We start from the raw sequence: 13,476 nt of genomic DNA on the forward strand, positions 1-13,476 counted from the left end.
CGTGACGAGGCGGTTTGTGAAGACACGCATAAGATCATCGATTACCAAGTATTCGGGAAGGTTTTTGATTTCCGCTAGCCTGGGTCGAAACCGCATCAGCGCCAACATCTCTGATTCATCATTGCTTTCCCGTAACCCGTGTTTTGCTCTTCGTCAAAGTCAGGCTCAACAGGACGGAAATCAATATGATGCCGCCGACTGTGGTCAGCGACCATTGGATCGGCACGTGCCACCACGGCGCGACCAGCATCTTGCCGCCGATGAACACCAGTACGATGGCCAGGCCATATTTGAGCAAGTGAAAGCGGTCAGCCATGTCGGCGAGCAGAAAATACAGTGCGCGCAGGCCCATGATGGCGAAGATGTTGGAGGTGAACACGATGAAGGGGTCGGTGGTGACGGCGAAGATAGCCGGGATGCTATCCACTGCGAACACCAGGTCGCTGGCCTCAATCAGTACCAGCACCAGGAACATCGGCGTCGCCCAGCGCAGGCCGTTCTGGCGCACGAAGAAGCGCTCGCCGTGAAAGCCGTCGGTGATGCGAAGATGGCTACGCAGCCAGCGCAGCAAAGGGTTCTTTTCGAGGTCTGGCTGCTGGTTGGCAAAGATCAGCATCTTGATGCCGGTGATGACGAGGAAAGCACCGAAGACATAGAGCAGCCAGGCAAACTCCTGCACCAGCCAAACACCAGCGAAAATCATACCGGCACGCATGACGATGGCGCCAAGCACGCCATAGAGCAGGACTCGGCGCTGCAACTCTGGCGGCACGGCGAAGTAGCTGAAGATCATGACGAAAACGAACATGTTGTCGATCGACAGCGATTGTTCGATCAGGTAGCCGGTGAGAAATTCGAGCATTGTACGTTGGGCCACTTCGGCACCGACATGGTTGTGCAGATACCACCAGAGCAGTGCGGCGAAGACCAGTGCCAGGCTGACCCAGGCGATGACCCAGGCCAGCGCTTCGCGGACCGAAACACGATGTGCTTTGCGCCCGCCGAAGACGAACAGATCGAGCGCCAGCATGGCAAGGACGAACATGATGAAGGCGGCCCACATCCAGGATTGGCCGACGCTGATGGCGGTCATTTACTGTCTCCGAATGAAGCAGCAATAGGCTGGAGGAGTCATGCTAGCGAGCCTGTTACCACAACAAAAATCGTTTATTCGTTGCGAATAGTTCGTTTTTTACGAAGTATCGATTCAGGTGCTCGACTACCAGCATCCGCATTGGTTATGCCCCGTGGTCAAGGCGGGTGGCGTGGCGCGCGTTTCCAGCAATCCCGTCTCCTGCTCGATCGTGATGCAAAGGTCTGCTATCCCCTTCGACAGTCTTGGCAACTGGTAAGCCGGTGATGCAGGCGTATATTGATAGTGTTGATCCACTTAATGAGGCGATAAAAGATCGCCAATGGTGGGACAAGCGAGAGTGCTGGGGGGCTAGCGGATAACCCGGAACATTGGAGGTGTCACATGAGGCAGTATCAACGACTCTTTCTGATCGCAGGTCCCACCATGCGTCACTCGCCGGCGATGGAGCGGGCAATCGCACTGGCCGACGCTACAGGCGCAGCGCTGCATGTCGCTGTGTTCATCGAAGACTTCGACCTTATGCGGTTAATGAGCAACAGCGAACAACTTCGTGAGAGTTGCCGACAGGAGAACCTGCAATGGTTGACGGATGAGGCCGAACTCATGCGCAGGAAAGGTATCAACGTGACCACCGAAGTTGCTTTGACCCGCGACCCGCTGCAAGCGATCCTCGAACATGTGGCTGAAATGCAGCCGGACCTGATCATCAAGGACGTACATCATGAATCAGCGCTCAAACGCGTCTTCGTCACGCCTTTGGATTGGCAGTTGTTGCGTGAATGTCAGCCCCCCATACATCTGGTCAGCGAAGTCAGGTGTCCGCTTCCTCGGGTGATTGTGGCGGCGGTTGATCCATCGCATCCAGAGGGTCAGATCAGCGGAATCAACGACAGCGTCATTCAGGCGGCGAACGAACTGGCTACGCAATGTGAGGCTGAATTGCACATGCTGTATGCCTACGAACTGACACACACACATTTCTCTGATGCAGGTACTGGTGCCGTGACGATGCCAGGCTTCAGCAACGACGTGCGCCGGTCACTTGAAAAGTGCTTTGTTGCCTTGGCTGGACGCCACGGCGTGCCACCTGAGCGACAACACTTCATAGCAGGGCCGCCAACCAAAGCAATGGCCGATTTTGCCACTCATACTCGAGCGGATGTCTTCGTCATGGGAAATACCCATCGCAAAGGGGTCGACAAGCTGGTAGGCAGTACCACGGAGCATGTTCTGTATCAGGTGCCCTGCAGCGTTTTGGCCATCAAGGGAGAAGCGGATCTCAGGTAAGTCAACGATTTCCGTTAGCTTGGATCAAACCGCATCAGCGCCAAAAACCGCTGCTATCAGGAAAAATGCTTGGCGACCGGATCGATAATTTGGCCAAAAATATTGGGCTCCATGGCGCGACTCTATCAACGGGCTGGCGGATCTACCGAGATTGGCATGGCCATCACCGAGGACGAGTCCGGTAACATTATTCAAGCGATTGGAGGCCGAAGAAGTTTCCGTATTTTTTATTAAGCCCCCAATCGAAATGCGCGTCGTCGGCAAAAAGGCCAACTGACCTATATACTGAGTCCATTCGCTCCAGTGAAGTAGCCCCCAACACTGTGCCGACGAGACCGGCACGCCAACCGCCAACCCTTTACTGGCCGACGCCGAAACCCTCAGCCAAAAACACCGGTGTCATCATTGATGAACGCGAAGGGCGGCTGGCGCTGGCTTCCAACACTTCACACAACGAAGACCTCGCACCGCTGAGTGTCAGCAAACTCAAACGACGCTTCTTCGAAAACCCTGCACCTGCCCATCAATCGCCCGTTGTTGCAAGAAAGCGCCACGGCGCCCATGCCAACCCTGCAATCAGGTCGGCTGTCAGGCCGCCTCGCGTTTGCTTTTGATCTTCTTGCCCCCTCGAGAGGCTGAGCGCAGGTTTTGCGCAGTGGGCAACCCGGCATGGATGCCGGTTTAGCCGCCCCCGGCCATGGATGGCCGATGGCGGCGGGCTCACGGAGCAGGACCGGAGCGAAGGCATGCCGAGCCTGGGCGAGGCACCGAACGAAAGGGGCAAGAGCCCTTGGTTACTTGGGGCTTTTCCAAGTGACTCGCCGTCAGGGCGAAACCGCCAGCGGCCGTTACCGCAGAAACGGATAGGTACTCCCATGTTTCTTAACGGGGCATCAGCGCAACCGATGCTCCCATATGTAACACCGCCCAGCGCAGCAACGGCGCAACCCTTCCAGTCACAACGCCCCTGAAACGCCTCTAACCCAAGGCCCAAAAACAATTTCACGACTGAAACTGGAAACAGGCACATTGATTGCTATTGTTAATATCGTATACGAAATCCCCAATACGATATTCAACAGCACTTAACCCAACGAGGCCTCTATGAAAAACCCCGCATTTGCCGTAGCCCTCAGCGCTGTTCTCAGTACTTCCTTCATCGCCACCGCACAGGCCGACAAGCTCGACGACATCATCGGCTCGGGCAAGCTGCGCTGTGCCGTCACCCTGGACTTCCCGCCCATGGGTTTCCGCGATGGGGGCAACAACCCGGCCGGCTTCGACGTGGACTACTGCCATGACCTGGCGAAGATCCTCGGGGTCGAGGCCGAAGTGGTCGAGACGCCGTTCCCGGACCGCATCCCGGCACTGGTCTCGGGGCGAGCCGATGTGATCGTCGCCTCCACCTCCGACACCCTCGAACGCGCCAAGACCGTCGGCCTCACCGTGCCTTACTTCGCGTTCCAGATGGTGGTGCTGACCCGCGACGATACCGGCATCAATGGCTTTGACGACCTCAAGGGCAAAGCGGTGGGCAATACCAGCGGCACCTATGAGGCCATCGCCCTGGAGAAAGACGTGAAGAACTGGGGCACCGGCAGTTTCCGTGCTTATCAGTCGCAGAACGACACCTTGCTGGCCGTCGCCCAGGGCCACATCGACGCAACCGTGGTCACCAACACCGTCGCTGCCGCCACGCTCAAGTCGGGTAAATACAAAAATCTGAAAGTCGCCGGTAACGCCCCCTACGTCATCGACTATGTGTCCCTCGGCGCCAAGCGCAACGAGTATGGCCTGCTCAACTACCTCAACCTGTTCGTCAACCAGCAAGTGCGCACCGGTCGTTACAAGGAGCTGTTCGTCAAATGGGTCGGCACCGATATCGCGCCGACCAACCTGACCGTGCCACAGGTTTACTACTAAGGTGCCCGGTATGCCCAGGTCCACTTTTCTGACCGGTCGCAGCCTGGTCGCGGGCGCTGCTCAAGGCGCCCTGTTGTTCGCCGATGTCGGCCTGAGTTTCTGGGGCGGGGTGGACTCCGCCAGTGGCGAGGTCATCGATCGCCACCATCCTCTCAGCGGCGAATACCTGGCCGGTTGTGTGCTGGCGATTCCCAGCGGCCGTGGCTCGTGCACCGGCAGCAGCGTGTTGATGGAGCTGATCAGCAATGGCCATGCACCGGCGGCACTGGTGCTGGCCGAACCCGATGAGATCCTGACCCTGGGCGTGCTGGTGGCTCAGACCATTTTCGAGCGTTCCCTGCCGGTGCTATGCATCGGCCAGGAGGCCTTCGCCGCCTTGCGCGGCGGGGCTTTCGCCCGGGTCGAGAACACCACGGTGAGCGTGTTCGATCAGCCGCCGGGCGATGCCTGGCAGGCCATCGACAGCCCGTTGCAGACAGATGCAACACACACCTTTGAACTGACCGAACAGGATCAGGCCCTGCTCGACGGCGAGCAGGACAAAGCCGCCCAGGTGGCCATGCAGATCGTCCTGCGCATGGCCGAGCTGCAAGGTGCCCGTAGCCTGGTGGATGTCACCCAGGCGCACATCGATGGCTGCATCTACACGGGACCGGCGAGCCTGCGCTTTGCCCGACAGTTGGTGCAATGGGGGGCGAAAGTCCGGGTGCCCACCACCCTCAATTCGATCTCCGTGGACCAGCGCCGTTGGCGCGAATTGGGCGTCGACCCGGCCCTCGGCGAACCCGCGAGTGCCCTGGGCGATGCCTACATGGCGATGGGCGCACAGCTCAGCTACACCTGTGCGCCCTACTTGCTCGACTCGGCGCCCAAGGCACGCGAGCAGATTGTCTGGGCCGAATCCAACGCCGTGGTCTACGCCAACAGCGTGCTGGGCGCGCGTACCCTGAAGTATCCGGACTACCTCGACATCTGCATCGCCCTGACCGGCCGCGCCCCGTTGATCGGCTGCCATCTGGACACGCAACGCAAGGCGCGGTTGCAGATCGAGTTGCCCGCCCTTGGTGAGCTGGACGATGCCTTTTACCCGCTGCTCGGTTATCACATCGGTGCGTTGGCCGGCAGCCGCGTGCCGTTGGTGCTGGGCCTGGAAAAGCGCAAGCCGAGCCTGGACGACCTGAAAGCCTTCGGTGCGGCTTTCGCCACCACCTCGGCGGCGCCGCTGTTTCACATCGCCGGGGTCACCCCGGAGGCCATCGACCCGGCACAGGTGCTGGACGCCGGCACACGCATCCCCGTGGAAAAAATCCGCCTGCAGGACTTGATGCTCAGTTGGCGCGAGCTCAACAGCGCCCGTGACCCGCGGGTGGATGTGGTGTCGCTGGGCAACCCGCATTTTTCCCTCGGCGAATTCGCTCACCTGGCGCGGCTGTGCCGGGGTCGGCACAAACACCCGGACGTGGTGCTCGCCATCACCTGCGGGCGTGCGGTACTGGAACAGGCGCGCGAGGCCGGGCATATCGCGGTGATCGAGGCCTTCGGCGCCACCCTGGTCACCGACACCTGCTGGTGCATGCTCGGCGAGCCGGTGATTCCGCCAGCCGCGACCACCCTGATGACCAACTCCGGCAAGTACGCCCATTACGCCCCGGGCCTGGTGGGGCGCAAGGTGCATTTCGCCAGCCTGGCCGAATGCGTCGATGCCGCGTGCAGTGCCACGGCCAGCGGGCGACTGCCGGCCTGGCTGCAACCTGCTGCCCAACTGGAGAGCCCCGCGCATGTTTGATTACACCTTCCAATGGCGCTCGGCCCTGCGCGCCCTGCCCGATATGCTCAGCGGCGCCCTGGTCACCTTCGAGACCGCCGCCCTGTCGATGATCTTCGGCGTGCTGATCGCCCTGGCCCTGACGGTCATGCGTGAAGCCAGGCATCCGCTGTTGCGCGGCATCGGCAATGGCTGGGTATCGATTGCCCGCAACACCCCATCGCTGTTCCAGATCTACGTCCTGTACTTCGGCCTCGGCTCGCTGGGCTTGCATGTCAGTTCGTGGCTCGCGTTGCTGGCCGGGATCACCTTCAACAATGCCGGTTACCTGGCGGAAAACTTTCGCGGCGGGCTCAAGGCCGTGCCCCACACCCAGGTGCGTGCCGCACGATCGCTGGGCATGAGCGCCTTCCAGACCTACCGCATGATCATCGTTCCGCAGTTGCTGCGCATCGTCTTCTACCCGCTGACCAATCAGATGGTCTGGGCGGTGCTGATGACGTCGCTGGGGGTGATCGTCGGGCTGAACAATGACCTGACCGGCGTGACCCAGGAATACAACGTCAAAACCTTCCGCACCTTCGAGTACTTCGCCATCGCTGCGGTGCTGTATTACGCGATTGCCAAGGCGATCGTCGCGACAGCCCGGCTGATGGCCTGGCGGTTGTTCCGTTACTGAGGAGCTGTCCATGTTTGCCACCGATTTTTCCTCGAATGACCTGCTGTTCCTGCTCAACGGGGCCTGGGTCACCCTGCAGCTGACGTTCTGGTCGATCATCCTCGGTTCCCTGGCGGGCCTGCTGTTCGGCCTGCTGCGGGCGCTGTTGCCACGGGCCAGCCTGCCGCTGGCCTGGGTGCTGGATGTGTTTCGCAGCGTGCCGTTGCTGATCCAGTTCGTGCTGTTCAACTCACTCAAAAGCATCGTCGGCCTGAACATCAGTGCCTTCAGCGTCGGGTGCATCGTGCTGGGGGTCTACACGGCTGCGTACTTCACCGAAATCGTGCGCGGCGGCGTGTTGGCCGTGCCGTTCACGGTGCGCCGCGCCAGTCGTTCATTGGGCCTGAGTTTTCTCCAGGACCTGCGCTGGATCGTCCTGCCGATGGCCACGCGGGTGGCCTTCCCCGGCTGGCTGAACCTGGTGCTCGGGGTGATGAAAGACACCGCGCTGGTGATGTGGATCGGCATCGTCGAACTGCTGCGCGCCTCGCAAACCATCGTGACCCGCATCCAGGAACCGCTGCTGGTGCTGTGCATCGCGGGCCTTATCTACTACGTCATGAGCCTGGTGGTCGCCCGCCTCGGCGCTCGTCTGGAAAGAAGGTGGCAAGAAAATGATTGAGATCGACAACGTACATAAATCCTTCGGCAACCTCGAAGTGGTCAAGGGCGTGAACCTGACGGTGAACAAGGGCGAGGTGGTGTCGATCATCGGCGGCTCCGGCTCCGGAAAATCGACCCTCTTGATGTGCATCAACGGCCTGGAACCGATCCAGAAAGGCAACATCCGTGTCGACGGCGTCGAGGTCCATCACAGCGCCACCGACCTCAACCGCCTGCGGCAGAAGATCGGCATCGTGTTCCAGCAATGGAACGCCTTCCCGCATTTGACGGTGCTGGAAAACGTCATGCTGGCGCCGCGCAAGGTACTGGGCAAAAGCAAGGCCGAAGCTGAAGAACTGGCGGTCAAGCAACTGACCCATGTGGGCCTGGGCGACAAGCTCAAGACCTTCCCCGGCAAGCTGTCCGGCGGTCAGCAGCAACGCATGGCCATCGCCCGTGCCCTGGCGATGTCGCCGGACTACATGCTGTTCGACGAAGCCACCTCGGCCCTCGACCCGCAACTGGTGGGCGAAGTGCTGGACACCATGCGCATGCTCGCCGAAGACGGCATGACCATGGTCCTGGTGACCCACGAGATCCGCTTCGCCCGCGACGTGTCCGACCGCGTGGCGTTCTTTCGCAATGGCCTGGTGCACGAGATCGGCTCGCCGGACCAGGTCATCGGCAATCCGGTGCATGCGGAGACGGCGGCGTTTCTCAAATCTGTGAAGTAATTGATGGCCCGCGATGAGGCCCTGACAGGCGAAACAAGGAGCACAGCATGCGTTCATCAAAAGTCATCCACGTCGTCAGCTGCCACGCCGAAGGCGAGGTCGGCGACGTGATTGTCGGCGGTGTCGCGCCACCGCCCGGCGCCACCGTATGGGAGCAGTCGCGCTGGATCGCCAGGGATGAAACCCTGCGCAACTTCGTGCTCAACGAGCCGCGCGGCGGGGTATTCCGTCACGTCAACCTGCTGGTGCCGGCCAAGGACCCGCGGGCGCAAATGGCCTGGATCATCATGGAGCCGGCCGACACGCCGCCGATGTCCGGATCAAACTCCTTGTGCGTGGCCACGGTGTTGCTCGACAGCGGCATCCTGCCAATGACCGAACCGCAAACCCGCCTGGTGCTGGAAGCCCCCGGTGGGTTGATCGAGGCCGTGGCCGACTGCCGTGATGGCAAGGTCGAACGGGTGGAAATCAAGAACGTGCCCTCCTTCGCCGATCGCCTGGATGCCTGGATCGAAGTCGAGGGCATCGGTTCGCTGCAGGTCGATACGGCTTACGGCGGCGACAGTTTCGTGATCGCCGATGCCAAGGGCCTGGGCTTTTCCATCCGCCCCGACGAGGCCGCCGATCTGGTGGCGGTCGGGCTGAAAATCACCCGTGCGGCCAACGAACAACTGGGCTTCGTTCATCCGCTGAACCCCGATTGGTCGCACATCTCGTTCTGCCAGATCGCCGCGCCCATCGTCCATGAGAACGGCATCGCCACCGGCGCCAATGCGGTGGTCATTCAACCGGGCAAAATCGACCGCTCGCCCACCGGCACCGGTTGCTCGGCACGCATGGCGGTGTTGCAGGCCAAGGGCTTGATGCAGGTGGGCGAGCGTTTTATCGGGCGCTCGATCATCGGTTCCGAGTTCCACTGCCGCATCGATTCGCTGACCGAAGTGGCCGGCCGCGCCGCCATCTACCCGTGCATTTCCGGGCGAGCCTGGATCACCGGCACCCACCAACTGTTGCTCGATCCGAGCGATCCATGGCCACAGGGCTATCGCCTTTCGGATACCTGGCCCGGTGCTTGATATCGATGCAAAGCCTTTGTGGCGAGGGTGCTTGCTCCCTCGCTACATGAGCTTCACCAGACCAACGGCCGGATAAACCCGAAAAAACCTGAAAAAAGCACTAGCCGAATGCTTTCACTTTAAATATCGTATACGAAATACAATTAACGAACCGGAGGCAACAATGAGCAAGCGAATTAACTGGAGTGGCGTCTTCCCCGCGGTGACCACGCAATTCAACGATGACTTCACCATTAACCTGGACAAAACCCACCAGGTGATCTCCAACGTCATCCGTGACGGCGTGTCGGGCCTGGTGGTCTGCGGTTCGGTCGGTGAAAACACCTCGCTGACCGCCGAAGAAAAAATCGCCGTGACTGAAGTGGCCGTGGACGCTTCTCGCGGCCGTGTACCGGTGATCTGCGGCGTCGCCGAATTCACCAGCGTGCAAGCGGCCAAGGTCGCCAACGCCGTGCGCAAGGTCGGCGTCGACGGTGTGATGCTGATGCCGGCGCTGGTCTACGGTTCCAAGCCGTTCGAGACCGCCGAGCACTACCGCTACGTGGCGAAAAACGCCGACGTACCGCTGATGGTCTACAACAACCCGCCGATCTACAAAAACGACGTCACCCCGGACATCCTGATTTCCCTGGCCGACTGCGACAACGTGGTGTGCTTCAAGGATTCGTCGGGCGATACCCGTCGTTTCATCGACGTGCGCAATGAAGTCGGTGACCGCTTCGTGCTGTTCGCCGGTCTCGATGATGTGGTGCTGGAAAGCATCGCCGTCGGTGCCGAGGGCTGGGTGTCGGGCATGTCCAACGTGTTCCCGAAAGAAGGTGAAACCATCTTCCGCCTGGCCAAGGCCGGACGTTTTGCCGAAGCCATGCCGATCTACGAATGGCTGATGCCGATCCTGCACCTCGATGCCCGTGCCGACCTGGTGCAGTGCATCAAGCTGTGTGAAGCCATCGCCGGTCGCGGCAGCGCCCTGACCCGTCCACCGCGCCTGGCCCTGCCAGAAGCCGACCGGGTGTTCGTCGAACAGATCATGGCCAAGGCCCTGGCCAACCGTCCGCAGCTGCCGGACGTCGGTCTCTGAGTGATTGCCGGGCGGGCCCTCGGGGGTCTGGCCCGGCTGCCTGTTTTTTGCGCCTCTACAGGGAACGTCATCATGTCCAACGCTCAACACATTCAAAGCGCAACCACACCCTCGGGACTCAAGCGCGTCGTGGCCGCGGCCATGGCCGGCACTGTCGCCGAGTGGTACGAATTCTTTCTCTACGGTACGGCGTCGGCACTGGTGTTCGGCCAGTTGTTCTTTCGCCAGACCGACAGCCCCATCGACGGCATCATTGCCGCCTTCGCCCTCTATGCCGTGGGCTTTCTCGCCCGGCCGCTGGGTGGCCTGGTGTTCGGTCACTACGGTGACAAGTTCGGCCGCAAGCGCCTGCTGCAACTGAGCCTGGTGGTGGTCGGCATCACCACGTTCCTGATGGGCTGCCTGCCCGGTTTCGACCAGATCGGCTATGCCGCGCCGGTGTTGCTGGTGCTGCTGCGCCTGATCCAGGGCTTCGCCTTTGGCGGCGAATGGGGCGGTGCGATTCTGCTGGTGTCGGAACACTGCCCGGATAATCGCCGTGGCTTCTGGGCCAGTTGGCCGCAAGCCGGTGTGCCCGCCGGCAACCTGGTAGCCACGGTCGCCCTGCTGTTGTTGTCATCGAACCTGTCGGAGCAGCAATTCCTCGCCTGGGGCTGGCGCGTGGCGTTCTGGTTCTCGGCGGTGGTGGTGCTGATCGGCTACTGGATTCGAACCAGTGTCGATGACGCGCCGATCTTCAAGGAAGCCCAGGCACGCCAGGCACAAACCCGGCAGCAACAACTGGGGGTGGTGGAAGTGCTGCGCCATCACTGGCGTTCGGTGCTGGTGGGCATCGGCGCGCGGTTCGCCGAAAACATCCTCTACTACACCGTGGTGACGTTCTCGATCACCTACCTGAAGCTGGTGGTGCACAAGGACACCTCGGAAATCCTGCTGCTGATGTTCGGCGCTCACCTGCTGCACTTCTTCCTGATTCCGCTGATGGGCTACCTGTCGGACCTGGTCGGGCGCAAACCGGTGTACCTGGTCGGCGCGGTGCTCACCGCTTTCTGGGGCTTCGTCGGTTTCCCGATGATGGACACGGGCAACAACTGGCTGATCATGGCGGCCATCACCCTGGGCCTGGCCATCGAGTCGATGACCTACGCACCCTACTCGGCACTGATGGCCGAGATGTTCCCGACCCACGTGCGCTACACCGCGTTGTCGCTGTGCTACCAGGTGGCGCCGATCTTCGCCGGCTCCCTGGCTCCGCTGATCGCCATCACCCTGCTCAACAAGTACCACAGCTCGACGCCGATCGCCTGGTACCTGGTCGTCGCCGCACTGATCTCCATCGTCGCCGTCGGCCTGACCCGCGAGACCCGTGGCAAGTCGCTGCGTTCGGTGGATGCCGAATCGGCGGCGCGCATTGCCGCGCTGGACCCGGCCTCGGCCGCCCCGCGTCGGGCTGATTCGCTGGCGTGAGCTTTTTACCTGTAGGAGCGAGCCTGCTCGCGAAGAACATAGGGACAACGCGTTAATTCAGAAAGCACGCGTAATCGTTGACGTCCATCGCGAGCAAGCTCGCTCCTACAAGGGTTCCATTCCTCATTTGCGACAGGAGTACTCAATGTCCGAGATCCTCGGCCACAACTACATCGGCGGTGCGCGCAGTGCCGCTGGCAGCATCACCTTGCACAGCCGTGACGCCAGCACCGGCGAAGCGCTGCCCTATTCGTTCATGCAAGCCACGGTGGAGGAAGTGGACGCCGCCGCCCAGGCCGCGGCGGCGGCTTACCCGGCTTTTCGCAACCTGCCGGCCACGCGCCGGGCGGACTTTCTCGACGCCATCGCCGCGCAACTGGACGCGCTGGATGACCGGTTCGTCGCCCTGGTCACTCGCGAAACCGCGTTGCCGGGCGCACGCATTCAGGGTGAGCGCGCACGCACCAGTGGCCAGATGCGCCTGTTCGCCCAAGTCCTGCGTCGCGGCGATTTCTACGCTGCGCGCATCGACCGTGCCCTGCCCGACCGTCAACCGTTGCCACGGGTCGACCTGCGTCAGTACCGGATCGGTGTCGGCCCGGTCGCAGTGTTCGGCGCGAGCAATTTCCCGCTGGCCTTCTCCACGGCCGGCGGCGATACCGCAGCAGCCCTGGCCGCCGGGTGCCCGGTGGTGTTCAAGGCCCACAGCGGTCACATGGCGACCGCCGACATCGTCGCCGGTGCGATCATCCGCGCCGCCGAGCAGACCGGCATGCCCAAAGGCGTGTTCAACATGATCTACGGGGCCGGCGTTGGCGAAACGCTGGTCAAGCATCCGGCGATCCAGGCGGTCGGCTTCACCGGTTCGCTCAAGGGCGGCCGTGCGTTATGCGACATGGCGGCGGCGCGGCCACAACCGATTCCAGTGTTCGCCGAAATGAGCAGCATCAACCCGGTGGTGGTATTGCCCGAAGCCCTGCGGCTGCGCGGCGAAAGCATTGCCGGCGAACTGGTCGCTTCGGTCGTCCAGGGCTGCGGTCAGTTCTGTACCAATCCGGGGTTGGTGATCGGTATCCGTTCCCCGCAGTTCAGCGCGTTCAGCGCTCAGCTCGCGACCCTGATGGCCGGGCAGCCCGCGCAAACCATGCTCAACGCCGGCACCCTCGGCAGCTATGAGAAAGGTGTGCAGGCCTTGCTCAACCATTCAGGGGTGACGCACCTGGCCGGTCATGAGCAACAGGGCAATCAGGCCCGACCGCAACTGTTCAAGGCCGATGTCAGCCTGTTGCTGCAGGGTGATCCGCTGCTGCAGGAAGAAGTGTTTGGCCCGACCACCCTTCTGGTCGAAGTGGCCGATGCGGCTCAGCTGCAACAGGCCCTGAACAGTTTGCACGGGCAACTCACCGCGACCCTGATAGGCGAGGCAGAAGATCTGCAGGCGCATGGGCAATTGCCGGGGCTGCTGGAGCAAAAGGTTGGCCGGGTGTTGTTCAACGGCTACCCCACCGGGGTCGAAGTCTGTGATGCGATGGTGCATGGCGGTCCCTACCCGGCCACCTCCGATGCCCGTGGCACCTCGGTCGGCAGCCTGGCCATCGAGCGTTTCCTGCGCCCGGTGTGCTACCAGAACTGCCCGGATGCGCTGCTACCCGACGCCCTGAAGAACGCCAATCCGCTGGGCATCGCCCGACTGGTCGACGGCACCAGCCACCGCGACCCGATCTGA

The 13,476-nt window shown here is 61.6% G+C and carries 11 protein-coding genes and 1 pseudogene; 11 read left to right on the forward strand and 1 reads right to left on the reverse strand.

Annotated features, from left to right (window positions below):
• Positions 1–118 precede the first annotated feature (118 nt).
• A complete protein-coding gene (locus JQF37_RS15255; RefSeq protein WP_130207121.1) occupies positions 119–1,093 on the reverse strand; it encodes a TerC family protein in 975 nt (324 codons plus the stop codon).
• A gap of 384 nt (positions 1,094–1,477) precedes the next feature.
• On the opposite strand from JQF37_RS15255, the gene JQF37_RS15260 reads away from it, so the two are divergent.
• From JQF37_RS15260 to JQF37_RS15305, 11 genes and pseudogenes are all read left to right on the forward strand, one after another.
• Positions 1,478–2,383: a universal stress protein gene (locus JQF37_RS15260; protein WP_130207119.1), complete on the forward strand. Its 906-nt coding sequence runs from the start codon at positions 1,478–1,480 to the stop codon at positions 2,381–2,383.
• A 65-nt stretch (positions 2,384–2,448) separates the two neighbouring features.
• Positions 2,449–2,660: pseudogene (locus JQF37_RS31405) on the forward strand (hypothetical protein).
• An 827-nt stretch (positions 2,661–3,487) separates the two neighbouring features.
• The gene (locus tag JQF37_RS15265; protein ID WP_130207115.1) at positions 3,488–4,306 is read left to right on the forward strand and encodes a transporter substrate-binding domain-containing protein; all 819 of its coding nucleotides are present in this window, start codon (positions 3,488–3,490) and stop codon (positions 4,304–4,306) included.
• A 10-nt stretch (positions 4,307–4,316) separates the two neighbouring features.
• On the forward strand, positions 4,317–6,092 hold the full coding sequence (locus JQF37_RS15270; protein WP_130207113.1) for an aconitase family protein: 1,776 nt from the start codon (positions 4,317–4,319) through the stop codon (positions 6,090–6,092).
• Positions 6,085–6,750 (forward strand): amino acid ABC transporter permease, encoded by a 666-nt coding sequence (locus JQF37_RS15275; protein WP_130207111.1) that lies wholly within the window; start codon positions 6,085–6,087, stop codon positions 6,748–6,750. Before JQF37_RS15270 ends, JQF37_RS15275 begins: the two co-directional genes overlap by 8 nt.
• A 10-nt stretch (positions 6,751–6,760) precedes the next feature.
• Positions 6,761–7,411, forward strand: coding sequence for an amino acid ABC transporter permease (locus tag JQF37_RS15280; RefSeq protein ID WP_047530192.1), 651 nt, complete (start codon positions 6,761–6,763; stop codon positions 7,409–7,411).
• Entirely contained in the window at positions 7,404–8,126 is a 723-nt protein-coding gene (locus JQF37_RS15285; RefSeq protein WP_047530195.1) for an amino acid ABC transporter ATP-binding protein, read from the forward strand. Before JQF37_RS15280 ends, JQF37_RS15285 begins: the two co-directional genes overlap by 8 nt.
• Before the next feature lie 47 nt (positions 8,127–8,173).
• Positions 8,174–9,202 (forward strand): proline racemase family protein, encoded by a 1,029-nt coding sequence (locus JQF37_RS15290; protein WP_090462589.1) that lies wholly within the window; start codon positions 8,174–8,176, stop codon positions 9,200–9,202.
• A gap of 163 nt (positions 9,203–9,365) precedes the next feature.
• Positions 9,366–10,283: a dihydrodipicolinate synthase family protein gene (locus JQF37_RS15295; protein ID WP_034150208.1), complete on the forward strand. Its 918-nt coding sequence runs from the start codon at positions 9,366–9,368 to the stop codon at positions 10,281–10,283.
• A gap of 72 nt (positions 10,284–10,355) precedes the next feature.
• Positions 10,356–11,750, forward strand: coding sequence for a fosfomycin efflux MFS transporter AbaF (gene abaF, locus JQF37_RS15300; RefSeq protein WP_130207109.1), 1,395 nt, complete (start codon positions 10,356–10,358; stop codon positions 11,748–11,750).
• 145 nt (positions 11,751–11,895) lie between these two features.
• Positions 11,896–13,476: an aldehyde dehydrogenase (NADP(+)) gene (locus JQF37_RS15305; protein WP_130207107.1), complete on the forward strand. Its 1,581-nt coding sequence runs from the start codon at positions 11,896–11,898 to the stop codon at positions 13,474–13,476.

The sequence above is a fragment of the Pseudomonas sp. MIL9 genome, from assembly GCF_016887925.1.
GTDB classification, from domain to species: domain Bacteria; phylum Pseudomonadota; class Gammaproteobacteria; order Pseudomonadales; family Pseudomonadaceae; genus Aquipseudomonas; species Aquipseudomonas mohnii.